The organism is Herbiconiux solani NBRC 106740 (assembly GCF_001571005.1).
Classification (GTDB): domain Bacteria; phylum Actinomycetota; class Actinomycetes; order Actinomycetales; family Microbacteriaceae; genus Herbiconiux; species Herbiconiux solani.
In genome coordinates this window covers 352,850-375,106 of the sequence record NZ_BCST01000003.1, presented here as the reverse complement: position 1 = coordinate 375,106, position 22,257 = coordinate 352,850, and the positions used below count along the sequence as shown (strand labels likewise).

At 65.6% G+C, this 22,257-nt stretch carries 22 protein-coding genes and 2 tRNA genes; 10 read left to right on the top strand and 14 right to left on the bottom strand.

The window, feature by feature from the left end:
• Positions 1-5: 5 nt before the first annotated feature.
• The gene (locus HSO01S_RS07375) at positions 6-545 is read right to left on the bottom strand and encodes a peptidylprolyl isomerase (protein ID WP_066039909.1); all 540 of its coding nucleotides are present in this window, start codon (positions 543-545) and stop codon (positions 6-8) included.
• Positions 546-687: 142 nt separating this feature from the next.
• Here HSO01S_RS07375 and HSO01S_RS07370 point away from each other — a divergent pair, with 142 nt between their 5' ends.
• Entirely contained in the window at positions 688-1,239 is a 552-nt protein-coding gene (locus tag HSO01S_RS07370; RefSeq protein ID WP_066039907.1) for a hypothetical protein, read from the top strand.
• Between the two features lie 117 nt (positions 1,240-1,356).
• On the opposite strand, the gene HSO01S_RS07365 is transcribed toward HSO01S_RS07370, so the two are convergent.
• From HSO01S_RS07365 to dnaA, 10 genes are all read right to left on the bottom strand, one after another.
• Positions 1,357-1,429 (bottom strand) — tRNA-Ala (locus HSO01S_RS07365).
• Between the two features lie 14 nt (positions 1,430-1,443).
• A tRNA-Ile gene (locus HSO01S_RS07360) sits at positions 1,444-1,520 on the bottom strand.
• Positions 1,521-1,576: 56 nt separating this feature from the next.
• Entirely contained in the window at positions 1,577-1,984 is a 408-nt protein-coding gene (locus HSO01S_RS07355) for a DUF3566 domain-containing protein (protein WP_066039906.1), read from the bottom strand.
• On the bottom strand, positions 1,977-4,508 hold the full coding sequence (gyrA, locus tag HSO01S_RS07350) for a DNA gyrase subunit A (protein ID WP_066039904.1): 2,532 nt from the start codon (positions 4,506-4,508) through the stop codon (positions 1,977-1,979). Before gyrA ends, HSO01S_RS07355 begins: the two co-directional genes overlap by 8 nt.
• Before the next feature lie 41 nt (positions 4,509-4,549).
• Entirely contained in the window at positions 4,550-6,523 is a 1,974-nt protein-coding gene (gene gyrB, locus HSO01S_RS07345) for a DNA topoisomerase (ATP-hydrolyzing) subunit B (protein ID WP_066039901.1), read from the bottom strand.
• Positions 6,524-6,658: 135 nt separating this feature from the next.
• Positions 6,659-7,147, bottom strand: a complete 489-nt coding sequence (locus HSO01S_RS07340; protein ID WP_066039899.1) for a DciA family protein — start codon at positions 7,145-7,147, stop codon at positions 6,659-6,661.
• Positions 7,144-8,331: a DNA replication/repair protein RecF gene (gene recF, locus HSO01S_RS07335; RefSeq protein ID WP_066039898.1), complete on the bottom strand. Its 1,188-nt coding sequence runs from the start codon at positions 8,329-8,331 to the stop codon at positions 7,144-7,146. The genes HSO01S_RS07340 and recF overlap by 4 nt, the downstream gene beginning before the upstream one ends.
• Positions 8,332-8,340: 9 nt before the next feature.
• A complete protein-coding gene (gnd, locus tag HSO01S_RS07330; protein ID WP_281177815.1) occupies positions 8,341-9,267 on the bottom strand; it encodes a phosphogluconate dehydrogenase (NAD(+)-dependent, decarboxylating) in 927 nt (308 codons plus the stop codon).
• Between the two features lies 1 nt (position 9,268).
• A complete protein-coding gene (dnaN, locus tag HSO01S_RS07325) occupies positions 9,269-10,414 on the bottom strand; it encodes a DNA polymerase III subunit beta (protein ID WP_066039896.1) in 1,146 nt (381 codons plus the stop codon).
• Between the two features lie 414 nt (positions 10,415-10,828).
• Complete coding sequence (gene dnaA, locus HSO01S_RS07320) at positions 10,829-12,313, bottom strand: chromosomal replication initiator protein DnaA (protein WP_066039895.1); 1,485 nt, start codon at positions 12,311-12,313, stop codon at positions 10,829-10,831.
• 334 nt (positions 12,314-12,647) lie between these two features.
• Here dnaA and rpmH point away from each other — a divergent pair, with 334 nt between their 5' ends.
• The 9 genes from rpmH (at position 12,648) to HSO01S_RS07280 (ending at position 18,241) form a co-directional block, all read left to right on the top strand.
• A complete protein-coding gene (gene rpmH, locus HSO01S_RS18295; protein ID WP_055810406.1) occupies positions 12,648-12,785 on the top strand; it encodes a 50S ribosomal protein L34 in 138 nt (45 codons plus the stop codon).
• A 17-nt stretch (positions 12,786-12,802) separates the two neighbouring features.
• Entirely contained in the window at positions 12,803-13,147 is a 345-nt protein-coding gene (rnpA, locus tag HSO01S_RS07315; protein ID WP_066039894.1) for a ribonuclease P protein component, read from the top strand.
• Positions 13,144-13,455, top strand: coding sequence for a membrane protein insertion efficiency factor YidD (gene yidD, locus HSO01S_RS07310; RefSeq protein ID WP_066039893.1), 312 nt, complete (start codon positions 13,144-13,146; stop codon positions 13,453-13,455). Before rnpA ends, yidD begins: the two co-directional genes overlap by 4 nt.
• Before the next feature lie 9 nt (positions 13,456-13,464).
• Positions 13,465-14,436, top strand: a complete 972-nt coding sequence (yidC, locus tag HSO01S_RS07305; protein WP_066039892.1) for a membrane protein insertase YidC — start codon at positions 13,465-13,467, stop codon at positions 14,434-14,436.
• Entirely contained in the window at positions 14,433-15,056 is a 624-nt protein-coding gene (locus tag HSO01S_RS07300) for a Jag family protein (protein ID WP_084361424.1), read from the top strand. The genes yidC and HSO01S_RS07300 overlap by 4 nt, the downstream gene beginning before the upstream one ends.
• Positions 15,057-15,067: 11 nt before the next feature.
• Complete coding sequence (rsmG, locus tag HSO01S_RS07295; protein ID WP_066039891.1) at positions 15,068-15,712, top strand: 16S rRNA (guanine(527)-N(7))-methyltransferase RsmG; 645 nt, start codon at positions 15,068-15,070, stop codon at positions 15,710-15,712.
• A gap of 91 nt (positions 15,713-15,803) precedes the next feature.
• Entirely contained in the window at positions 15,804-16,715 is a 912-nt protein-coding gene (locus HSO01S_RS07290) for a ParA family protein (protein WP_066039890.1), read from the top strand.
• Entirely contained in the window at positions 16,705-17,706 is a 1,002-nt protein-coding gene (locus HSO01S_RS07285; RefSeq protein WP_174522970.1) for a ParB/RepB/Spo0J family partition protein, read from the top strand. Before HSO01S_RS07290 ends, HSO01S_RS07285 begins: the two co-directional genes overlap by 11 nt.
• A gap of 157 nt (positions 17,707-17,863) precedes the next feature.
• The gene (locus tag HSO01S_RS07280; RefSeq protein ID WP_169799957.1) at positions 17,864-18,241 is read left to right on the top strand and encodes an SRPBCC family protein; all 378 of its coding nucleotides are present in this window, start codon (positions 17,864-17,866) and stop codon (positions 18,239-18,241) included.
• 1,137 nt (positions 18,242-19,378) lie between these two features.
• On the opposite strand, the gene HSO01S_RS07275 is transcribed toward HSO01S_RS07280, so the two are convergent.
• From HSO01S_RS07275 to trxA, 3 genes are all read right to left on the bottom strand, one after another.
• The gene (locus HSO01S_RS07275) at positions 19,379-20,353 is read right to left on the bottom strand and encodes a D-alanine--D-alanine ligase family protein (protein ID WP_066039888.1); all 975 of its coding nucleotides are present in this window, start codon (positions 20,351-20,353) and stop codon (positions 19,379-19,381) included.
• Between the two features lie 4 nt (positions 20,354-20,357).
• Positions 20,358-21,677 carry an aminotransferase-like domain-containing protein gene (locus HSO01S_RS07270; RefSeq protein ID WP_066039887.1) on the bottom strand — a complete coding sequence of 440 codons (1,320 nt, stop codon included), beginning with the start codon at positions 21,675-21,677 and terminating at the stop codon, positions 20,358-20,360.
• A 178-nt stretch (positions 21,678-21,855) separates the two neighbouring features.
• Complete coding sequence (gene trxA, locus HSO01S_RS07265) at positions 21,856-22,179, bottom strand: thioredoxin (RefSeq protein ID WP_066039886.1); 324 nt, start codon at positions 22,177-22,179, stop codon at positions 21,856-21,858.
• Positions 22,180-22,257: the final 78 nt, after the last annotated feature.

Below are 22,257 nucleotides of genomic sequence, written 5' to 3'. Positions count from 1 at the left end.
GGTGCTCAGACCTCTTCGACGGTGACGCTCTCCAGCACGACCTCGTCCAGGGGACGGTCGTAGGCGTCGGTCGCGACACCGGCGAGCTTGTCGACGATGCGCTTCGAGGCGTCATCCGCGACCGTGCCGAAGATGGTGTGCTTGCCCTGCAGCCACGTGGTCGGGCCGACGGTGATGAAGAACTGCGAGCCGTTGGTGCCCTTGCCGCCCTGGATCCCGGCGTTGGCCATCGCGAGCACGTAGGGCTCGTTGAAGTTGAGCTCGCCGTTGATCTCGTCGTCGAACTTGAAGCCGGGGCCGCCGGTGCCGTTGCCCAGCGGGTCGCCGCCCTGGATCATGAAGCCCGGGATGATGCGGTGGAACACGATGCCGTCGTAGAGGCGGTCGTGGGTGGGCTGGCCCGTCTTCGGGTCGGTCCACTCGATCTCGCCGTTCGCGAGCCCGATGAAGTTCTTGACGGTCTTGGGTGCCTGGTGACCGTAGAGGTTCACGACGATCGGACCGTGGTTGGTGGTGAGGGTGGCGACATGCGTGTGTGCGGGCATGTGTCGATTCTGTCACACCGCGGGCGGGCATCCAGTGAGCGTCCAGGCGATGCGGGGTGGATGATCAGAGGCCGAACTACTCCGCTCTGGCATTGCGTGCCAAGATGGGGACTACCGTGCTCTCGCCGATGGAGGTTTCACCATGAGTCTTTCCCGTAAGCGTCGCAAGGCGCTCAAGCGTCTGAAGGGAACGGCAGAAGACCTGTGGGTCGACCAGCAGGCCGTCCTCGACCGTGCCAACGCGATTCTCCGCGAGGCCGGCAAGCAGGCCAGCTTCCTGGCCGATGAAGAGGTCAAGCCGCGCGTCAAGGCCGCTGCCGACCAGGTCGCTCCCGTGATCGCCAAGAAGGTGGCCGAGGTCAAGGTCGCCGGGGAGACGGTCAAGCACCGCTTCTCCTCCGACGTGGTCCCGGCGCTGGCCGGAACCGTGGGTTCCGCCGCCGCCGTGCTGCAGTCCTCGAAGAACCCGGAGTTCGTCAAGAACGCCGGCAAGAAGGCCGCTCAGGCGGCGAAGACCCTCGACAAGCAGGCCCCGAAGTCGGCCGGCTCGAAGGTCGGGCTGTTCTTCGTGATCAGCCTCGGCGTGGTCACCGCCGCCGGTCTCGGGTACGCCCTCTGGCAGACCTTCCGGGCCGACGACGAGCTCTGGATCGCCGATGAGGATCCCGAGCCCGAGACCAGCCCCGAGAGCTGATCTCCGCAAACAAGGAAAGGCCCCGCGCACAGAATGCGCGGGGCCTTTTCTCTGTCTCGAAACCCGGCCATTAAGGACGAAGAGGATGCGTGTACGCATCCTCTTCTATCAGCACCGTGGAGCCTGGGAGAATCGAACTCCCGACATCCTGCTTGCAAAGCAGGCGCTCTACCAACTGAGCTAAGGCCCCGGAAAAACGGGATGTGGTGGGGCTACAAGGACTTGAACCTTGGACCTCTTCGTTATCAGCGAAGCGCTCTAACCGCCTGAGCTATAGCCCCGTTTTTTGACCAGAGTCGAGACTACCCTACGGGAGTCCCTTCGGCCAATTCGGCTCCTACTTGTTGGTGAAGCCGAGCATGATGCCGCCCGTGATCCGCACGGCGAGGTTGTACAACGCCGCGCCGATGGCGCCGAGAGCCGTGATCACGATCACGTTCAGCACCGCCACGACGACCGAGAAGCCCATCACCTGCGGCAGCGACGCGAAGTCGAACAGGTTGAAGTTGCCCGCCCCCGCGATGTCCTGCAGCAGCGTGTTGACCGAGTCGAAGACGCCGGTCTGGTTCAGCACCGACCACACGAGGAAGCTGGCGACGACGGTCACGATCCCGAGGATGATGGCCAAGAGGAACGCGATCTTCAAAACAGACCAGAAGTCGATGTAGACCAGCTTCAGGCGAACCTGCTTGGTGGTGGCGACTCTTGCCGTTTTCTTCGCGAATTTGTCGCCAAGATTACTCATCCGTCGGTACGTCCTCTCCAGGCGCAGACTCTGCGTCGGCGCTCGCATCGAGCTCCGCCTCCAGGTTGCGTTCCGTGTTCTTGGCCACTTCGATGATCCTGTCATCGTCCGCGAAACGGGCGAAGACAACGCCCATCGTGTCGCGTCCCTTAGCCGGAACTTCGGCCACGGCAGAGCGTACCACCTTGCCACTGGCAAGAACCACAAGGACCTCGTCGTCCTCGCCGACGATCAGCGAGCCCACCAGATCGCCCCGTGCATCCTGCAGCTTGGCCACCTTGATGCCCAGGCCACCACGCCCCTGCACGCGGTATTCGTCGACCGAGGTGCGCTTGGCGTAGCCGCCCTCGGTGACGATGAAGACGTAGCCCTCGTCCGACACGACGTTCGCGCCCTGGAGCGAGTCGTCGCCGCGGAACTTCATGCCGATGACCCCCGAGGTCGCCCGGCCCATCGGCCGGAGCGCCTCGTCGGTCGCCGTGAAGCGGATGGACATGCCCTTGCGGGAGACCAGGAGGAGATCGGAGTCCTCGTTCACGAGCAGCGCCGAGACCAGCTCGTCGTCGTCGCGCAGGTTGATCGCGATGATGCCGCCGGAGCGGTTCGTGTCGTACTCGGTCAGCGCCGTCTTCTTCAGCAGCCCGCCCTTGGTCGCCAGCACGAGGTACTGCGCGGCCTGGTAGTCGCGGATGTCGAGGATCTGCGTGATCTGCTCGTCCGGCGCGAGCGCGAGCAGGTTGGCCACGTGCTGGCCCTTCGCGTCGCGGCCGGCCTCCTGCAGCTCGTAGGCCTTCGCGCGGTACACGCGGCCCCGGTTGGTGAAGAACAGGAGCCAGTGGTGCGTCGTGGTGACGAAGAAGTGCTCGACCACGTCGTCGGCCCGCAGCTGGGCGCCCTTGACGCCCTTGCCGCCGCGGTGCTGGCTGCGGTAGTTGTCGCTCCGGGTGCGCTTGACGTAGCCTCCGCGCGTCACGGTGACCACCATCTCCTCCTCGGGGATGAGGTCTTCCATGTTCATGTCGCCGTCGAAGCCGAACATGATCTCGGTGCGCCGGTCGTCGCCGAACTTGTCGACGATCTCGGTGAGCTCCTCCATGATGATCTCGCGCTGACGCGTGGGGCTGCCGAGGATGACGTGGTACTCGTCGATCTTCAGCTGGAGGGCCTCGGCCTCCTCCTGGATCTTCTGGCGCTCGAGAGCGGCCAGGCGGCGCAGCTGCAGCTCGAGGATCGCGCGCGCCTGCAGCTCGTCGATGTCGAGCAGGTCGATCAGGCCGTCGCGGGCCTCCTCGACCGTGGGCGAGCGACGGATGAGCGCGATGACCTCGTCGAGCGCGTCCAGCGCCTTGAGGTAGGCGCGCAGGATGTGCATGCGTGCCTCGGCCTCGGCCAGACGGAACTGGGTGCGCCGCACGATGACCTGGATCTGGTGGGCCACCCATTCGGTGATGAAGCCGTCCAGCGGCAGGGTGCGCGGGATGCCGTCGACGATCGCGAGCATGTTCGCGCCGAAGTTGTCCTGCAGCTGCGTGTGCTTGTAGAGGTTGTTCAGCACGACCTTGGCGACCGCGTCGCGCTTCAGCACGATCACGAGGCGCTGGCCGGTGCGGCCCGAGGTCTCGTCGCGGATGTCGGCGATGCCCGCGAGCTTGCCCTCCTTGACGAGGTCGGCGATCTTGATCGCCAGGTTGTCCGGGTTCACCTGGTAGGGCAGCTCGGTGACGACGAGGCAGGTGCGGCCCTGCAGCTCTTCGACGCTCACGACGGCGCGCATCGTGATCGAGCCGCGGCCCGTGCGGTACGCGTCGTGGATGCCCTTGGTTCCGAGGATCTGGGCGCCGGTCGGGAAGTCCGGCCCCTTGATCCGCAGCATGAGCGCCTCGAGCAGCTCCTCGCGGGTGGCCTCGGGGTTCTCGAGGTACCAGATCGCGCCGGCCGCGACCTCGCGCAGGTTATGCGGCGGGATGTTGGTGGCCATGCCCACCGCGATGCCCACGGAGCCGTTGACCAGCAGGTTCGGGAAGCGGGCCGGCAGCACGACGGGCTCGAGCGTGCGGCCGTCGTAGTTGTCCTGGAAGTCGACGGTCTCTTCCTGGATGTCGCGCACCATCTCGAGCGCGAGCGGAGCCATCTTCGTCTCGGTGTACCGCGGGGCGGCCGCGCCGTCGTTGCCGGGGGAACCGAAGTTGCCCTGACCGAGCGCGAGCGGGTAGCGGAGGCTCCAGGGCTGGATGAGGCGCACCAGGGTGTCGTAGATCGACGAGTCGCCGTGCGGGTGGAACTGGCCCATCACCTCGCCGACGACGCGCGCCGACTTCGAGAAGGCGCGGTCGGGCCGGTAGCCGCCGTCGTACATCGCGTAGATCACGCGGCGGTGCACGGGCTTCAGGCCGTCGCGCACATCCGGCAGGGCTCGTCCGACGATCACGCTCATCGCGTAGTCGAGGTACGAGCGCTGCATCTCGAGCTGCAGGTCGACCTGCTCGATGCGGTCGCCCGCGGCAGGGGTCAGTTCATCCGTCATGGTTCGGTTTCAGTCTCTGTCGATGTTCGCGAAAGCGCGGGTCAGATGTCGAGGAAGCGGACGTCTTTGGCGTTCTTCTGGATGAAGTTGCGTCGCGACTCGACGTCTTCCCCCATCAGGGTCGAGAAGATCTCGTCCGCCGCGGCCGCGTCGTCCAGGGTGATCTGGCGCAAGGTCCGGGTGTCCGGATCCATCGTCGTGTCCCACAGCTCGCGGTAGTCCATCTCGCCGAGACCCTTGTAGCGCTGGATCCCGTTCTCCTTCGGGATGCGCTTGCCGGCGGCCTGGCCGTCGATGAGCAGCGCGTCGCGCTCCGCATCCGAGTACACGTACTCGTGCGGGGAGTTCGACCACTTGAGGCGGTAGAGCGGCGGCATCGCGAGGTAGACGTAGCCGAGCTCGATCAGCGGCCGCATGTAGCGGAACACCAGGGTGAGCAGCAGAGTCGTGATGTGCTGACCGTCGACATCCGCATCCGCCATCAGCACGATCTTGTGGTACCGGGCCTTCTCGGGGTTGAAGTCCTCCCCGATGCCGGCGCCGAAGGCCGTGATCATGGCCTGCACCTCGTTGTTGCCGAGCGCGCGGTCGAGCCGCGCCTTCTCGACGTTGAGGATCTTGCCGCGGAGGGGCAGGATCGCCTGCGTCTCGGGGTTGCGGCCCTGGATGGCGGAGCCGCCGGCCGAGTCGCCCTCGACGATGAAGATCTCGCTCTTGGCGGGGTCGCGGCTCGAGCAGTCCTTGAGCTTGCCGGGCATCCCACCGCCCTCGAGCAGGCCCTTGCGCCGGGTCTGCTCACGGGCCTTGCGCGCGGCCATCCGGGCCTGGGATGCCTGGATCGCCTTGCGGATGATGTCGCGCGCCTGCACGGGGTTGCGGTCGAACCAGTCGGTCAGCTCGGTGGTCACCACGCGCTGCACGAACGACTTCGCCTCGGTGTTGCCGAGCTTCGTCTTCGTCTGGCCCTCGAACTGCGGCTCGGCGAGCTTGATCGAGATGACCGCGGTCAGGCCCTCGCGCACGTCGTCGCCGGAGAGGTTGTCGTCCTTCTCCTTGATGATGTTCTTCTCGCGCGCGTACTTGTTGACGAGCGTCGTCAGCGCGGCGCGGAAGCCCTCTTCGTGCGTGCCGCCCTCGTGGGTGTTGATCGTGTTCGCGTAGGTGTGGACGCTCTCGGTGTACCCCGTGGTCCACTGCATCGCGACCTCGAGCGCGATCTTGCGCTCGGTGTCCTCCTGCTCGAAGGAGATGATCTCCTCGTTGACGAGGTCGGCCTTCTTCGAGCGGTTGAGGTACTCGACGTAGTCCTTCAGACCGTTCTCGTAGAGATAGGTGACCGTGGTCTCCTCGTCCTCTCCGCTGTCGCCGCCGCGCTCGTCGGTGAGCTTGATGGCGAGGCCCTTGTTGAGGAAAGCCATCTGCTGGAAGCGGGCGCGCAACGTCTCGTAGTCGAACTCGACGGTCTCGAAGATGTCGATGCTCGGCCAGAAAGTGATCCGGGTGCCGGTCTCGTCGGTCGTCTCCCCCATCTCCAGCGGAGCCTGGGGCACACCGATCTTGTAGCTCTGGCGGTAGACGTTGCCCTGCCGGCGCACCTCGACGTCGAGTTCGCTGGAGAGCGCGTTGACCACCGAGCTGCCGACGCCGTGCAGGCCACCGGAGACCGCGTAGCCGCCACCGCCGAACTTGCCGCCGGCGTGCAGGATGGTCAGGACCACCTCGACGGTCGACTTCTTCTCGATCGGGTGGATGTCGACCGGGATGCCGCGACCGTTGTCGGTCACCGTGATCCCGCCGTCCTTCCGCATCACCACTTCGATGTGGGTCGCGTAGCCGGCGAGTGCCTCGTCGACCGAGTTGTCGACGATCTCGTAGACCAGGTGGTGCAGGCCGCGGGGGCCGGTCGAACCGATGTACATACCGGGGCGCTTGCGCACCGCCTCGAGGCCTTCAAGAACCTGGATCTGGTCCGCGCCGTACTCGTTGTCAGGGTGGACCTTGTCCGATTCAGACATATGGAAATGGGCTCCTCAGTGCCGCGCCCAACGGCCGGGCAGGCGACCCTTCATTCTATCAAAGGAAGGCTGTGATTCGGCGCTCATATGCCCCTCTGACGAACTTTCTGTGGAGGGATGACCACATTTGCCCTGTCAACCGTAGGTATCGCGAGGACCCCGCCCTGGAATCGATCTGGAGCCCCTTTTCCAGGAAGGGGCGTGGGGGGCTTCGAAGCGGATCGACTCGATGCCCGCTTCCGGGAACCGCTGTGCGATGGTCGTCATGATCAGCACACGCATGTGTCGGAGCTGCGTCGCCCAGGCCGTCGAGTCGCACTGCACGGTCAGCACCGAGTCCGTGATGCCGATCGGAGTCGAGTGCTCGGCGGTCTCCGGGCCGGCGATCTCGGTCCAGGCGTTGAGGAGGTCGCTCTTCGCTAGCGACGAGGTCCAGCCGAGCTCGGAGGAGAGGTTCGACATCACGTCTCCGAGCCCCTTCGGGTCGCGCCCGACGCCGTAGGGGATGCTCGCCTCGTCGTCGTCACCGCGCCGGCGCTTGCGGTCGCGCCACTTCGCGGCCCGCGAGTTCGGGTCGCCGAAGGCCGCCTTCAGGCGCAGGTAGACCTCGGTCGCCTCGCTCACGAGAACTCCTCCACGATGGTGCCGGCCTGGATGCGCACGGTGTGCGCCGTGAGCTCCTCGGGGACGTCGTCGTACACGGCCGCGGTGATGAGCACCTGCTCGTAGTCCTTGACCGCATCCGCCAGCCGGCCCCGTCGGCCCTGGTCGAGCTCGGCGAAGACGTCGTCGAGGATGACGATCGGGTCTCCCGTGCTCGACTCGGCCCGCAGCAGTTCGGCGCAGGCGAGTTTGAGCGCCAGCGCGAACGACCACGATTCGCCGTGGCTCGCGTAGCCCTTCGCCGGCAGGCCGTTGAGCCGGAAGAGCACGTCGTCGCGGTGCGGCCCGACCAGCGTGATCCCGCGATCACGCTCGGCGCGGGCGACCTTCTCCAGCGCCGCGCGGAACGCGTCGGCCAGTTCGGCCCGGCTCGGCAGGGCCCGGGTTCCGGATGCGCGGGGCGCGTCGGCCTGCACCCCCGGCTCCTCGTCGTCGCCGGGTCGCTCGGCCAGGATGCTGAGCACCAGCTCGAGCGTCGGCTCCTGCTCCGAACCGGCGACGGCCTGGTACGCGTCGCGGACGAACGGGCCGAGGGCCTCGACGATCGCGAGACGTTCGGCGATGATCTCGGTGCCGAGCTCGACCAGCCGCTCGTTCCAGAGCTCGAGGGTGCTGAGTTTCGCATCCTTCAACCCGGATGCACGGGCTGACTTCAGAAGCGCGTTCCGCTGCTTCAGCACCCGCTCGTAGTCGGAGAAGACGCCGAGCAGTCGGGGCGATCGCTGGCCGAGCAGCGCATCCACGAACCGGCGCCGCGTGGACGGCTCGCCCCGGATCAACGCCAGATCCTCGGGAGCGAACAGCACAGTGGAGAGGTACCGCGGCAGTTCACGCGGCTTGATCGCGGCCCGGTTCACCTGCGCCCGGTTGGCCGCGGAGCGGTTCAGTTGCAGCTCGACGAGCAGCTCGCGGCCGTCGTGCTCGAGCCGCGCCCGCACGATCGCGGCATCCTGGCCCGCTCTGATCAGCGCCTGGTCGGTGGAGACCCGGTGTGAGGAGAGCGTGGCCAGGTAGCCGAGCGACTCGACGAGGTTGGTCTTGCCCTGTCCGTTGCGGCCCACGAAGAGATTGGGGCCGGGTTCGAGCGCGACCTCCGCGGTGGCGTAGTTGCGGAAGTCGGTGAGGCTCAGGTGACGGACGTACAAGCCAGGTGACTAGTCGAGCTCTTTGACCGCATGGCCGCCGAACTGGTTGCGCAGCGCCGCGACAGCCTTCATCGAAGGCGAGTCCTCCTGGCGCGACACGAAGCGCGCGAAGATCGCGGAACTGATCGCGGGCATCGGGACGGCGTTCTCGATCGCCTCTTCCAGGGTCCAGCGACCCTCACCGGAATCCTGCACGTAGCCCTGGATGTCCTTGAACTCGGGGTCGGCCTCGAGGGCGCGCACCAGGAGGTCGAGCAGCCAGGAGCGCACGACGGTGCCGCGCTGCCAGGCCTTGAAGGTGCCGGTGACGTCTTTGATGATGTCTTTCTTCGCGTCGAGCAGCTCGTAGCCCTCGGCGTAGGCCTGCATCATCCCGTACTCGATGCCGTTGTGGACCATCTTGGCGTAGTGGCCGGCGCCGACCTCGCCCACGTGCACGAAGCCCTCGTCGCGCGGGCCCTCGGGGCGCAGAGCGTCGAAGATCGGCATGGCGCGCTCGACGTTCTCGGCGGTGCCGCCGACCATCAGGCCGTACCCGTTCTCGAGGCCCCAGACGCCGCCGGAGACACCGGCGTCCATGAACTCGATGCCCTTGTCGACGAGCTGGGCGGAGTGCTTGAAGTCCTCGGTCCACTTCGAGTTGCCACCATCGATGATGAGGTCGCCCTCGTCGAGCACGTCGGCCAGGTCGGTGATGACCGCGTCGGTGATCGTGCCGGCCGGGACCATGACCCAGACGATGCGCGGCGCGGGGAGCGCGGCGGCCAGGGCGGCGAGGTCGGCCACGTCGCTCACGGCGGGGTTGGTGTCGTACCCCACCACGTCGATGCCGGCGTGCTGCAGACGGGCGCGCATGTTGTTGCCCATCTTGCCAAGACCGATGAGTCCGAGGTTCATTGCCTTCTCCTTGTGAAGTGGTGTGGTGTGGGGAGGTATGTCAGCGCAGCAGCAGGTTGGGCTGCAGCAGGTACTTGTAGTCGTCAGAACCCGGCTGGTCCTTCGAGGACTGGCTCGTGATCAGCACGGGGCCCGGCTTGTTCGGGTTGTCGGTCTTCGTGAACGAGATGCGCACGAACTCCGAGTGCACCGCGCTCAGGCCGTCGAGCAGGAACTGCGGCTTCAGGGAGACCACCGTGTCCTGCCCCGTGAGCAGGGCGTCGATCGACTCGGAGGCCTGGGCCTGCTCGGAGCCGATGGCCTCGAGGGTGACGCCGTCGATCGTGAAGGTGAAGCGCAGCGCGGCCTCGCGCTCGAGCACGAGCGAGACGCGCTTGGTGGCCTCGATCAGGTCGGCGGTGTTGATGACCGCGTAGTTGTCGACGCTCTCCGGGAACAGGCGCTTGACCGGGGGGAAGTTGCCCTTGATCAGCAGCGTGGTCACGGTCTTCTTGTCGCTCTTGAAGGCGATCAACTCGCGGTCGTCGGTGTTGGTGATCGCGACCGAGATCGTTCCGGCGTTGCCGAAGGTCTTGCCGACCTCCTGCAGCGTGCGGGCCGGCACCAGGGCGGTGGCCGTGGTGGTGCCGGAGTCGTTGGAATCCCAATCGATGTTCCGTACCGCGACGCGGTACCGGTCGGTGGCGACGAGGGAGATGCTGTTCTCGCTGACCTCGAGCTGCACGCCGGTGATCACCGGGGTCACGTCGTCGCGGGAGGCGGCGACGGCGACCTGCGCCACGGCGGCCGCGAACTGCTCGGCGGGGAGGAGCCCGGACTCGGCGCCGACCTGCGGCAGCGTCGGGTACTCCTCGACCGGCATGCTCAACAGGGTGAAGCGTGCGGTGCCGCAGCTCACGACGATCCGCGAATCCTCGGTCGAGAAACGCACCGGTGCGTTCGGGAGCCGGCTCGCGATGTCCGAGAGCAGGCGCCCGGAGACCAGGATGACCCCGGGCTCTTCGACATCGGCCTGGATCTGGGTCTGGGCGGAGACCTCGTAGTCGAAGGAGGAGAGCGTGAGCCCGTCATCCGTCGCCTCGATGAGCACACCGCTCAGGATGGGGAGCGTCGTGCGCTGAGGCAGGAGCTTCACGGCGAAGGACACGGCCTCGCTGAAGACGTCTCGGTTTACTTGGAACTTCACGAAGTCACCTCTGTCGGCAATTGAGACCTTGAGTCGGTCAATGCTATCGGGTGCGGCCGTCCGGCCCGAGAGCGATCCGAATCACACAAGGTTGTCGGATGTCATTTCATTAAAGAAGATTTTTTAACCTTCTTAACGTCTGTGGATATGTGGATAAGTCTGTTTAAACCGCGTCGTCTCCGAGAACTACACGCGTGTGAGTTGTTGGCCGAGTGTGAAGGACGTGTGGGACCGGCCCAACTCGGGATGAACCGCTGACGAACGATTCCACACGCATCCGTGATCACTCAACATGATGCGGGATGTTATCCACATAGTTTTCACAATCTGTGGACAACGGAGCCAGGAACCGCTCAGGTGCGGGGGTTCAGAGGCGGTCGGAGCGATTCGAGGGAGTCGGAGGCGTCGACGCGCTCAGGCGCTCTTGTAGCGCTGGTTGTGCTTGATCCTGTTCGAGATCTCGGTGACCTGGTTGTAGATCGACCGCTTCTCGGTCATCAGCTTGCCGATCTTGTTGTTGGCGTACATCACCGTGGTGTGGTCGCGTCCGCCGAACAGCTGGCCGATCTTGGGCAGGGACAGGCTCGTCATCTCGCGGCACAGATACATCGCGATCTGGCGTGCGGTGGCGATCGCCTGCGAACGGGATGATCCGTACAGGTCGTCGACCGAGAGCTTGAAGTACTCGGCGGTGTGGTTGATGATGTCGACCGGCGCGATGACGTTGTCGTCGTCGAGGGTGATCAGATCCTTCAGCACGGTCTGCACCAGCTGCATGTCGACGGGCGTGCGGTTGAGGCTCGCGAACGCCGTGACGCGGATGAGCGTGCCCTCCAGCTCGCGCACGTTGCTCGAGACCTTCGTCGCCATGAACTCGAGGATGTCGTCGGGCACCCGGAGTCGCTCGCTCTGCGCCTTCTTGCGGAGGATGGCGATGCGCGTCTCGAGGTCGGGGGTCTGCACATCCGTGATCAGGCCCCACTCGAAGCGGGTGCGCATCCGGTCCTCGAAGCCCGTGAGGTGCTTCGGCGGCAGGTCGCTGGTGATGACGACCTGCTTGTTGTGGTCGTGGAGGGTGTTGAAGGTGTGGAAGAACGCTTCCTGCGTCTCGGCCTTGCCCTGCAGGAACTGGATGTCGTCGATCAGGAGGAGGTCGATGTCGCGGTACCGGGAGTGGAACGCGGCACCCCGGTTGTTGGCGATCGAGTTGATGAAGTCGTTCGTGAACTCCTCGGAGCTGACGTACCGCACCCGCACGCCGGGATAGAGACTGATCGCATAATGGCCGATCGCGTGCAGGAGGTGGGTCTTGCCGAGGCCCGAGTCGCCGTAGATGAACAGCGGGTTGTAGGCCTTCGCCGGCGCCTCGGCCACGGCGACCGCGGCGGCATGGGCGAAGCGGTTCGAGCCGCCGATGACGAAGTTGTCGAAGGAGTACTTCGGGTTGAGCCGGGTGTCGTTGTTGCGGAGAGGGCCGACGGTCTCCTGGACGGGAGGGGCGACCGACTCGACATAGGAGGATTCGGTGGCGATTCCCGAACTCAGCGGGGCGGTCGCAAGGGGGCCGGTGGCCAGAGGCCCCGTCGCCAAGGGGCCGGTCTCCGTGGCCGGGGTGTCGTAGCCGTCGATGTCGGGATTGACGACGACCGAGAAGCTGCTCACGGCGAGCTGCGGATCGAGCGTGCCGAGAGCGGAGAGGAGGGAGGGCCGGACGCGCTGCTCGAGCATGTCCCGGGTGAAGTCGTTGGGCACCTCGAGATAGAACGAGCCACCGAGGATCCCCTTCGGGACGACCAGGCCGAGGAACCCCTTCAACTGCGGCGTGATGCGGTCATCGGTCGACAGCACCTGGAGGACCGACCGCCAGTTGTCTTCTGTCGAACTGGCACCGTCAGCCAAAGGAACTCCTGTCGAACGTCTGTTGCGAGCCGAACTGGAACACGCCCGACTTTCAGCCGGGCCGTGAGCCCCCGCCGGCTGTTAGTAACTGTAGGGAACTAAGCTAGTGACTGCCATGCCGGAGGGCAAGTTCGGCGGATTGACGGTGGGTGTGTCGCTCACAGATTTTGTCCACAGGGTGTGGATACTTGATCCTTTGCCCTCACCGGTTTGACCGCAAGCAATTCTGGCCGTAGTTTTAATCAGTTGACTTGTGGAACTCGTCCACACCCCTGAACAACACCACTTCACGACGGCGTCCATCCTGTATGCCTGTCGGACCACGGAGATCATTATGAGCAAGAGAACTTTCCAGCCGAACAACCGCCGCCGCGCCAAGGTGCACGGCTTCCGTCTGCGCATGCGCACCCGTGCCGGCCGTTCGATCCTTTCGGCTCGCCGCCGCAAGGGTCGCACCGAGCTGTCTGCTTAAGCACTCCGTCATCCGCGGTGCTGGCCAAAGCCAATCGCATCACGCACGGCCGTGACTATCGCGGTACCGTGCGCCGTGGTGCGAAGATCGTCGGCCCTCACACCGTGACCTACATTCGCGCATCCGACGATCCGTCGTCGGATGCGCGTTTCGGGTTCATCGTGGCGAAGTCGGTCGGGATCGCCGTCGTCCGCAACAGCGTCCGTCGTCGTCTCAAGGCCGCGTCGTACGCGCTGCTCGCAGATGTGCGTCCCGGAACCGACATCGTGGTGCGCGCTCTGCCCGAAGCTTCGTCACAGCCTTACCGCGTACTCTTCGAAGAACTCTCGCGTTCTCTCACAAAAGGATCCGTGCTCGCATGACGTCGGTGGTGACTGCGCTCGTGCTCGCGCCGCGCAACCTTGCCGTGCTCCTGCTCCGGGCCTACCGGGCCGTGATCTCGCCGTTGTACGGCGACGTCTGCCGGTACTACCCCTCGTGCTCCTCATACACACTCCAGGCGATCCAGCAGCGTGGCTTGATCGTCGGCTCGGCTCTCGGCGTCTATCGCATCATCCGGTGCCACCCCTGGGCCAAGGGCGGCGTCGACGACGTGCCGCCTGTCCGCCGGCAGAGATACCGGCTGACGCCGTTCGGTTTCGTCGTAGCAGCTAGCCATGGAAAGGGCTGACCCCACCCAATGGAAATCCCGTTTCTCGATACCATCCTCTGGCCCATCAAATGGGTCGTGGAGCTCATCCTGGTGGGCTGGCACTACCTCTGGACCTTCATCGGGCTCGACCCCGCGGCGGGTCTGACCTGGGTCCTCTCCATCGTGGGCCTCGTGCTCGTGGTGCGTGCCGCCCTCATCCCGATCTTCGTGCGCCAGATCAAGAGTCAGCGCAAGATGCTCGAGGTCGCGCCACAGCTGAAGAAGATCCAGGACAAGTACAAGGGCAAGAAGGATCAGTTCTCACGCGAGGCGATGTCGCGGGAGACCATGGAGCTGTACCGCAAGACGGGCACGAACCCGCTCGCATCCTGTCTCCCGCTGCTGCTGCAGATGCCCATCTTCTTCAGCCTGTTCTCGGTGCTGAACAACGCGCAGAAGGGCCAGGCCGGTGTGGGGCCGCTGAACGCGCAGCTCGGTGAGCAGTTCGGCAACGCGACGCTGTTCGGCGTGGCACCGCTGCACGACACCTTCATCGGGTCGTGGAACAACGGCGGACCGTGGCAGGTCATGGTCATCGCCGGCCTCATGGTCGTGCTGATGACGGCCTCGCAGTTCTACACGCAGCTCCAGATCATGGCCAAGAACCAGTCCCCCGAGGCCAAGGCCAGCCCGATGTTCAAGCAGCAGCGCGTGCTGCTCTACATCCTCCCGCTGGTGTTCGTCTTCTCGGGTGTCGCCTTCCCGCTCGGTGTCATGTTCTACTGGCTGACCTCGAACCTCTGGACCATGGGCCAGCAGTTCCTGGTCATCCGCAACATGCCGACCCCCGGGAGCGAGGCCGCGAAGGCCCGTGAGGCGCGACTGGCCAAGAAGGGCAAGCTCGAGCCGAGCAAGGGCGCGCCCGCGATCGAGTCGATCCCCGAGGCACCGAAGACCACCCAACGACAGCAGCCCGTGAGCAAGAACCGGGCCAAGAAGCAGCAAGGCGACAAGAAATGAGCGATGTGACCGAGAGCACGGGAACCGAGGAGTTCGAGACGATCGAGGCCGTCGAGGTGGATGGGGCTGAGGTGTCCGGCGCGTCTGGTGCGTCTGCGGCCGGCCTCGACTCGGCTGTTGCGGCTGTCGATTCTGCTGATTCTGCTGATTCTGCTGATTCCGCTGCCTCCGGTGTGGATGAGGGCGATGTTGCCGCTGACTACATCGAGGAACTGCTCGACATCTGCGACCTCGACGGTGACATCGACATCGAGGTGACCGACGGGCGCGCTTACATCTCGGTCAACGCCTCGGGCGACAGCAACCTGCGCATCCTCTCGAAGCCGGACACGGTGTCGGCACTGCAGGAGCTGACCCGTCTCGCCGTTCAGACGAAGACCGGCGAGTTCTCCCGCCTGATCCTCGACGTGGGCGGAAGCCGCGAGCAGCGTCAGCGCGAGCTCGAGCGTCTGGTCGACTCCGCGATCTCCGACATCGAGGGAGGGTCGGTCACGGCCGCCCTCGAGCCGATGTCGTCGTACGAGCGCAAGCTGGTGCACGACATCGTGGCCGCCCGCGGGTTCTCCTCGGAGTCCGAGGGCGAAGGCCGCGACCGCCACACCGTCATCGCGCGCGCCTGATCGGGTCCGGCGTGGGCGAGCTCGACACGGCGGCACCCGAGGCGGAGCCGGCGATCGCGACCGAGGTGTTCGGTGACCGCATCGAGCTGGCCCGGGCTTACACGGCCGACCTCGTCGGGCGGGGTGAAGAGCTCGGCCTGATCGGGCCGCTCGAGCTCCCCCGCATCTGGACGCGGCACGTCATCAACTGTGCCCTCGTCGCACCCTTGCTGCGCCCTGGTCGTGTGGGAGACATCGGCAGTGGCGCCGGGCTCCCTGGGATCGTTCTGGCGATCGCCCGACCGGACGTCGACTTCGTGCTCATCGAGCCGATGGAGCGTCGCGTGCTGTGGCTCGAAGAGCAGAGGGTTGCGCTGGGGCTGTCGAACGTGACTGTGCTGCGTGCCCGTGCCGAGGATGTGCGGGATGTCCCTCCGCTTGATCAGGTCACGGCACGGGCGGTCAGCGCATTCGGCAAGTTGATCCCGCTGTGCGTGCCGTTGCTGCGTCCGGGCGGCGAGATGGTGCTCATGAAGGGTGCGAACGCCACACGCGAGATCGAGGCCGCCGAGAAGGCCATCCGCAAGTACAAGCTCCGCGACGTCGAGGTCGTGGTTCTCGGTGAGGAACTCGGGATCGATGTGACCCGGGTGATTCTGGCTCGCACGACGTCCTGACTGTCAGCGTCATTCGGTACGATCGAAGTCTCGTCCGTTCGGGTCTTCCGCCCACAATGTTTCACGTGAAACATCACGACAGGATTTGTGAATGACCAGTGATGCCACCGCCTTCGATGCGTCGACTCCCCTGGCTCGCGAGCTGGCGGATCTGTCCCAGCGTCGGCGCCAGCTCGCGACGCGGGAGTACCCCCTCCCCTCGTCTCCTCGAGTGCTGACGGTCGCGAACCAGAAGGGTGGCGTCGGCAAGACGACCACGACTGTGAACCTCGCTGCGGCGCTGGCGCGGAACGGGGCCCGGGTGCTGGTAATCGACCTCGACCCGCAGGGCAATGCCTCCACGGCCCTGGGCGTGGAGCATCGCGGTGAGCAGCAGAGTGTCTACGACGTGCTCATCCGTGATGAGCCGATGGTCGATGTCGTGCAACAGAGTCCGGAGTCGGAGAACCTGTTCTGCCTGCCCGCGACCATCCACCTTGCGGGTGCCGAGATCGAGCTGGTGCCTATGGTGGCCCGGGAGCAGCGGCTTCGCGGTGCACTGGACCGCTACCTGGCGGCGATGGATGAGGCCGGCACCCCGTTCCACTATGTTCTGATCGATTGCCCGCCGTCGCTGGGCCTTCTGACGATCAACGCTTTCGTCGCCGCTCGTGAAGTACTCATTCCTATCCAGTGCGAGTACTACGCGCTTGAAGGGCTGAGTCAGCTGCTCAACAACATCGGGTTGATCGAACGGCACCTCAACCCGACGCTTGCGGTCTCGACCATCCTGCTGACCATGTACGACGGGCGCACGCGCCTGGCGTTCCAGGTGGCGGAGGATGTGCGGGCGCACTTCCCAGCGGAGACACTGCGCGCGGTGATCCCCCGTTCGGTGCGGATCTCGGAGGCCCCGAGCTACGGCCAGACCGTCATCAGTTTCGATCCCAGTTCACCCGGATCGGTCTCGTATCTCGAGGCCGCCGCCGAAATCGCAGACAGAGGAGCTCCTCGTGGCAACTAAGAAGAGAACCGGACTGGGCCGGGGCATCGGCGCCTTGATCCCGACGGACGAGCCGCGCGTCGAGGGAGCTCGCCCTGTCGACGTGTTCTTCGACACCCCTTCCCGGGAGGGTGAGCCGGGAACGACGAACCGTTTCGGGTCGGACTCCCCCGCGGCGCCTGATCTACTTCCGGTTCCCGGCGCGCGTCTGGCGCAGCTCGACCCCTCGCTGATCGTTCCCAACGCGAAGCAGCCCCGGAGCGTCTTCGACGAGTCGGATCTCGCCGAACTGGTGCACTCGGTCAAGGAGTTCGGCGTTCTGCAGCCGATCGTGGTGCGGGAACTCCCCCTCGCGGCTGGTGAACCGCAGCAGTACGAGCTCATCATGGGTGAGCGCCGGTTGCGCGCCACGAAGGAGGCCGGGCTCGACACGATCCCCGCGGTCGTGCGCAACACCGCCGATGAGGACATGCTTCGGGATGCCCTGCTCGAGAACCTGCACCGCTCTCAGCTCAACCCGCTTGAAGAGGCTTCGGCTTACCAGCAACTGCTGGACGACTTCGGGATCACGCAGGAGCAGCTGGCCGAGCGGATCGGACGATCCCGACCGCAGATCACGAACACCCTTCGTCTGCTGCGCCTCCCCCCGGAGGTACAGAACCGCGTCGCCGCGGGCGTGCTGAGCGCCGGCCACGCGCGTGCGGTCCTGGCGGTCGGTGATGTGGATGCGATGACGAAGCTCGCCGACAAGATTGTGAACGAGGACCTGTCGGTGCGCGCCGCAGAGGCTCTGGCGTCGTCGGCTCCGAAGGCCTCCCGCGCCAAGCCGACGGCCGGATCCCGTCGCGGACACCTGGACGAGATCGGCAATCGGCTCGGTGACCGCCTCAATACGCGTGTTCGTGTGAGTCTCGGCCGTTCGAAGGGCCAGGTCGTCATCGACTTCGCCACGATCGAGGACCTGAACCGCATCCTCACCGAACTCGGCGAGGACGGCTTCGGCGCCCGCTAGCCCCTCCCCCGCCCAATGTTTCACGTGAAACATCGGTGCGAGCGAATTGCTTTCGGACAGTCAGTCGATGTTTCACGTGAAACATTCCAAATCGGGATGAACTCTTCTGGCCAATGACTCGATCACCATCAGCACAACTATCCGGGCCTCTCCCTTCGTGGTCTGGAGAAAGCTCACGGTCGATCGCCAGGCGTGGTGGCCGGAGCTAGCTCTTGAGCCAATCAGGGGTTCACTGGTGCTCGAAACCTGGACCGAAGACGGCATCCAAATGACCGCGACCGGAGAGGTCACCCGGGTCGAGCGGGATCGACTCCTCAAGTTCATCTGGACGGAGCCTGGCTGGCCCAGCTCCCTCGAGGTGGAGTTTCGGCTGAACCCGGAAGGCTCAGCGACGCGCCTGACGATCACAGGGTCGGGCTTCGGACAGCTAAACGCGCGTACTTCGCTCCCCGTCGAGCACGGGCAGGGTTGGCACCACCACGCCACCCGCCTCAAGCGCGAGTGCGAGCGCCCCCTGGAGAGCCCGACCAACTGACCGAACCGTCACAAATCCCCCCTTAGGCGCCCGGGATGGGCGGTTTGTGACGGTTCGATAGACACGACTTCTCATCCTGCCCCAGGCCCTGGGTGTCACTGTCATCCTTGCTCAATGGGTTGCACAAGGACCCAATGGCTTCGCGCATTACGAGCCAGCAACGTCCGCTCGGTCCGGCGCTGGCCTAGGGGAGGCGCCAGGACCGCAACCCCGAGCATCGCCACCTCGGCGGTGCTACTTGGAAGGGCGACCCGTCACTAATCGCCCTATAGAGGGGCGGAAAGGGCGGTTTGTGACGGTTCGACGGGATCAATCTCTTGCCTAGACCCGCGGGTGTCACGGGAAACTTCTTGTCGGCCCCGACGCCGGGGGTCGCTTTCACCCTTGGTGGGTGGGATGGCACGGGGGAGGGGTGGCCTCGCGCACGGCGAGAGCGCCGACGTCCGCTCGACCTGTGGCATCCCGGGGGAACACGTGGGGGCCGGGTGTCGAGCACCCATCGCCAGCTCGGCGAGGCTACGTGGGAGGGCGAGCCGTCACTAACCGCCCTATACAGGAGCGGCAAGGGCGGTTAGTGACGGTTCGATGAAACCAATCTGTTGCCCAGACGCCCGGGGCGTCGCTGCCATCCTTGCTGAGTGGGACGGCACGAGGAAGAGGCGGCTTCGCGGCCGGCGAGATGACGGACCCCCGCTCGATCCGACGTCGGTCCGGGGAGACGCGGGGATCGCGAATCGAGTGGGTATTGCCAGTTCGGCCGCTAGGTGGACGGGCGAGCCGTCACATAGCGCCCAATAGGCGGCTGGGATGGGCGTTTTGTGACGGTTCGAGAGAAGCGTCTGGTCGGCCCTAACGCCGGCGGTCGTTGTCATCCTTGCTAGGTCGGACGGCACGAGGAAGGGGTGGCCTCGCGCACGGCGGGATAGCGAGCGGCTGCTCTACCCGAAGCTGGCCCAAATGACACGGGGAACGCCAGCCGAGCACGTATCGCCAGTCCTGCGGAGCTACTTGGGAGGGCGAGCCGTCACAAACCGCCCTACAAAGGGGCGGATAGGGCGTTTAGCGACGGATGGGCCTGGGCACGGGCGTGGCTAACGCGAGGAGGCGGGATGTTTCACGTGAAACATGCAGGGCGAGTTAGCGCGCGGACTCCGCGATCGCCAGATCGCTCAGCGCCGCGTAGACGCTGCCGAGGGTGTGGCCGGCCGCCAGGATGGCCTGCGGCACGATCGACGTCTCCGTCAGCCCGGGCAGCACGTTGGCCTCGAGGAACCACGGCACACCGGCGTCATCGATGATGAGGTCGACGCGCGAGATGTGCCGGAGACCGAGCAGGGTGTGGATCGCCAGGGCGGTCTCCTGCGCCACGCGTGCGGTCTCATCGTCGAGACGGGCAGGCACGAAGAAGCTGGTCTCCCCCGCGTTGTACCGGGCCTCGAAACTGTAGACGCCCGAGCGTGGCTCGATCTCGACCACCGGCAGCGCGAACGGCCCGTCACCGAGGTCGACGATCCCGACCGAGACCTCGACACCGTGCACGCGCTGTTCGATCAGCGCGACCTCACCGTACGTGTAGGCATCCACGACGGCGCGCGGCAGATCATCGGCCGACGAGATCACGCCGACGCCGAGAGCCGAACCGCCCTGGGCAGGCTTGACCACGAGTGACGTGCCGAGGTCGGCGACCACGCGCGACAGCACCTCGGTCGCCCCGAGCTCGCGGAACGTGTCCCGCGGCAGCGTGATCGACCGCGGCGTCGCGAAGCCACCGCGCTCGACGAGCACCTTGGCGGTCGGCTTGTTCCACGCGAGTCGGGATGCATCCGATCGCGAACCGACGTACGGCACGCCGATCGCGTCGAGCAGAGCGCGAAGAGCGCCGTCTTCACCACTGGCGCCGTGCAGGGCCGGCCAGACCACGTCGGGTCGCGTCTCGTCCAGGAACGGCAGGAGCGACGCATCCGGATCGCGGAGGATCACCGTGTGGCCGCGCTCGCTCAAGCTGTCGGCGACCCGGCGGCCGGAGCGCAGCGACACGTCGCGCTCGTGCGAAATGCCGCCGGCGAGCACCACGACGGTGCGGGGGACGATTTTGTCGTTCGTATCGGTCATGAGCTCAATCCAGGTTCGGAGGGGGCGCGGAGAACGTGCGGTCGCTGACGGTCGACATCGGACCGGTCTGCGAGAAGGTCTCGAGCAGATCGATCTCGCCGTTGATCACGTTTTGAAGTCGACGCACACCGATGCGGATGGACTCCGGTGTCGGGTAGCAGAACGACAGCCGGATGTTGTTGCGCCCGCCGCCGTCGGCGTAGAACGCGGTGCCCGGGGTGTAGGCCACGAGTTCTTTGACCGCGCGAGGCAGCATCTGCTTCGAGTCGAGATAGGGCGGGAGCGTCAACCAGACGTAGAATCCCCCGGCCGGATCCGTCCACGACAGGTTCGGCAGATATTCAGCTAAAGCGCTGATCATCGCCTCTTTTCGCTCCTTGTACACGCCTCGGAATCGGTCGACCTGGGCGCGCCAGTCGATCGTGTCGAGGTACTGCGAGATCACGAGCTGGCTGAACGAGCTCGGTGACAACACGGCCGCTTCGTTGGCCAGGATGAGCTTCTCGCGGATGGCGTGCGGGGCGAGCGCCCAGCCCACCCGGAAGCCGGGGGCGAAAGTCTTGGAGAAGGTGCCGAGGTAGATGACACCCTCCTGCTCGATCGAGCGCAGCGCGGGGGGCGGCGGCGCGTCGAAGTGCAGCAGGCCGTAGGGGTTGTCCTCCAGGACGAGGATGTTGTTCTCCCGCGCGATCTGCAGCACCTCGAGCCGGCGCTCCCAGCTGAGGGTGACTCCCGCGGGGTTCTGGAACGACGGGATCGTGTAGAGGAACTTGATCGTGCGACCGGCCGCCTTCAGGCGTGCGATGTTCTCGCGCAGCGACTCGGGCACCATCCCGTACTCATCCATCGCGACGTGATGCGTCTCGGCCTGGAACGACCGGAAGATCACGATCGCGGTGACGTAGCTCGGCCCCTCGGCCAGCACCACGTCACCCGGGTTGAGGAAGAGCTTGCTCACGAGCTCGAGCGCGTGCTGCGAGCCGGTGGTCACCACCACGTCGTCGGCGCTCGCCTTGATGCCCTCCATGGCCATCACGTCGAGGATCTGCTCGCGGAGCTTCGGGACCCCCTGGCCCGACCCGTACTGCAACGCGACCGAGCCCTGCTCGCTCATCACCCGGTTCATCGACTCGACGACGAGCTCCTGCGGGAGGGCTGACACGGCGGGCATGCCGCCGGCCAGCGACACCACCTCGGGGCGGGAGGCCACGGCGAAGAGCGCACGCACCTCCGAGGCGGCGAGGCCTGCGGTGCGGTCGGCGTAGTTGCCGTACCAGGGGTCGAGGTTGTTTCCCGAGGACTGAGGGGGGTTCTGGCTACTCACTGACGTACTTCCCGACGTTGACCGAAATTCAATGGTATGACACGGGCGGAAGAGAAAAGTGGCCCGCCGCACGGATGCAGCGGGCCACTTGACACGAACTGGCCGGTCTGAGGGTGGTGAGACCCGGTCAGACCCGGTCGGTCCGGGGCGGTTCGGCGAAAACCGAACCGCGGAGGCGTCAGATGAACGCAGCCAGGTCGGACTCGAGGGCCGCCTTGGGCTTGGCGCCGATGATGGTCTTGACGACCTCGCCGCCCTTGTATACCTTGAGCGCCGGGATCGAGGTGATCTGGTACTTCATGGCCGTCTCGGGGTTGTCGTCGACGTTGAGCTTCACGATCTCGATCTTGTCGCCGTGCTCGGCAGCGATCTGGTCGAGGATGGGGGCGACGGCGCGACAGGGACCGCACCATTCCGCCCAGAAGTCGACCAGGATGGTCTTCTCGGAGTCGAGGACGTCGGCCTTGAAGCTGGCGTCGGAAACGGCCTTGGCGTTGGACATGATTCCTTCTTTCGTGTGATTCGGGACCCGGGTCGTCCGCCCGGGTGGTTCGTGGAGCCGGTCGAGCTGTTCGAGCTG

Excerpts from the sequence above, each read along its gene's own strand:
- HSO01S_RS07375 (WP_066039909.1), bottom strand. The coding sequence starts at position 545 with ATGCCCGCACACACGCATGTCGCCACCCTCACCACCAACCACGGTCCG.
- HSO01S_RS07370 (WP_066039907.1), top strand. The coding sequence starts at position 688 with ATGAGTCTTTCCCGTAAGCGTCGCAAGGCGCTCAAGCGTCTGAAGGGA.
- HSO01S_RS07355 (WP_066039906.1), bottom strand. The coding sequence starts at position 1,984 with ATGAGTAATCTTGGCGACAAATTCGCGAAGAAAACGGCAAGAGTCGCC.
- gyrA (WP_066039904.1), bottom strand. The coding sequence starts at position 4,508 with ATGACGGATGAACTGACCCCTGCCGCGGGCGACCGCATCGAGCAGGTC.
- gyrB (WP_066039901.1), bottom strand. The coding sequence starts at position 6,523 with ATGTCTGAATCGGACAAGGTCCACCCTGACAACGAGTACGGCGCGGAC.
- rpmH (WP_055810406.1), top strand. The coding sequence starts at position 12,648 with ATGAGCAAGAGAACTTTCCAGCCGAACAACCGCCGCCGCGCCAAGGTG.
- yidD (WP_066039893.1), top strand. The coding sequence starts at position 13,144 with ATGACGTCGGTGGTGACTGCGCTCGTGCTCGCGCCGCGCAACCTTGCC.
- yidC (WP_066039892.1), top strand. The coding sequence starts at position 13,465 with ATGGAAATCCCGTTTCTCGATACCATCCTCTGGCCCATCAAATGGGTC.
- HSO01S_RS07300 (WP_084361424.1), top strand. The coding sequence starts at position 14,433 with ATGAGCGATGTGACCGAGAGCACGGGAACCGAGGAGTTCGAGACGATC.
- HSO01S_RS07290 (WP_066039890.1), top strand. The coding sequence starts at position 15,804 with ATGACCAGTGATGCCACCGCCTTCGATGCGTCGACTCCCCTGGCTCGC.
- HSO01S_RS07275 (WP_066039888.1), bottom strand. The coding sequence starts at position 20,353 with ATGACCGATACGAACGACAAAATCGTCCCCCGCACCGTCGTGGTGCTC.
- trxA (WP_066039886.1), bottom strand. The coding sequence starts at position 22,179 with ATGTCCAACGCCAAGGCCGTTTCCGACGCCAGCTTCAAGGCCGACGTC.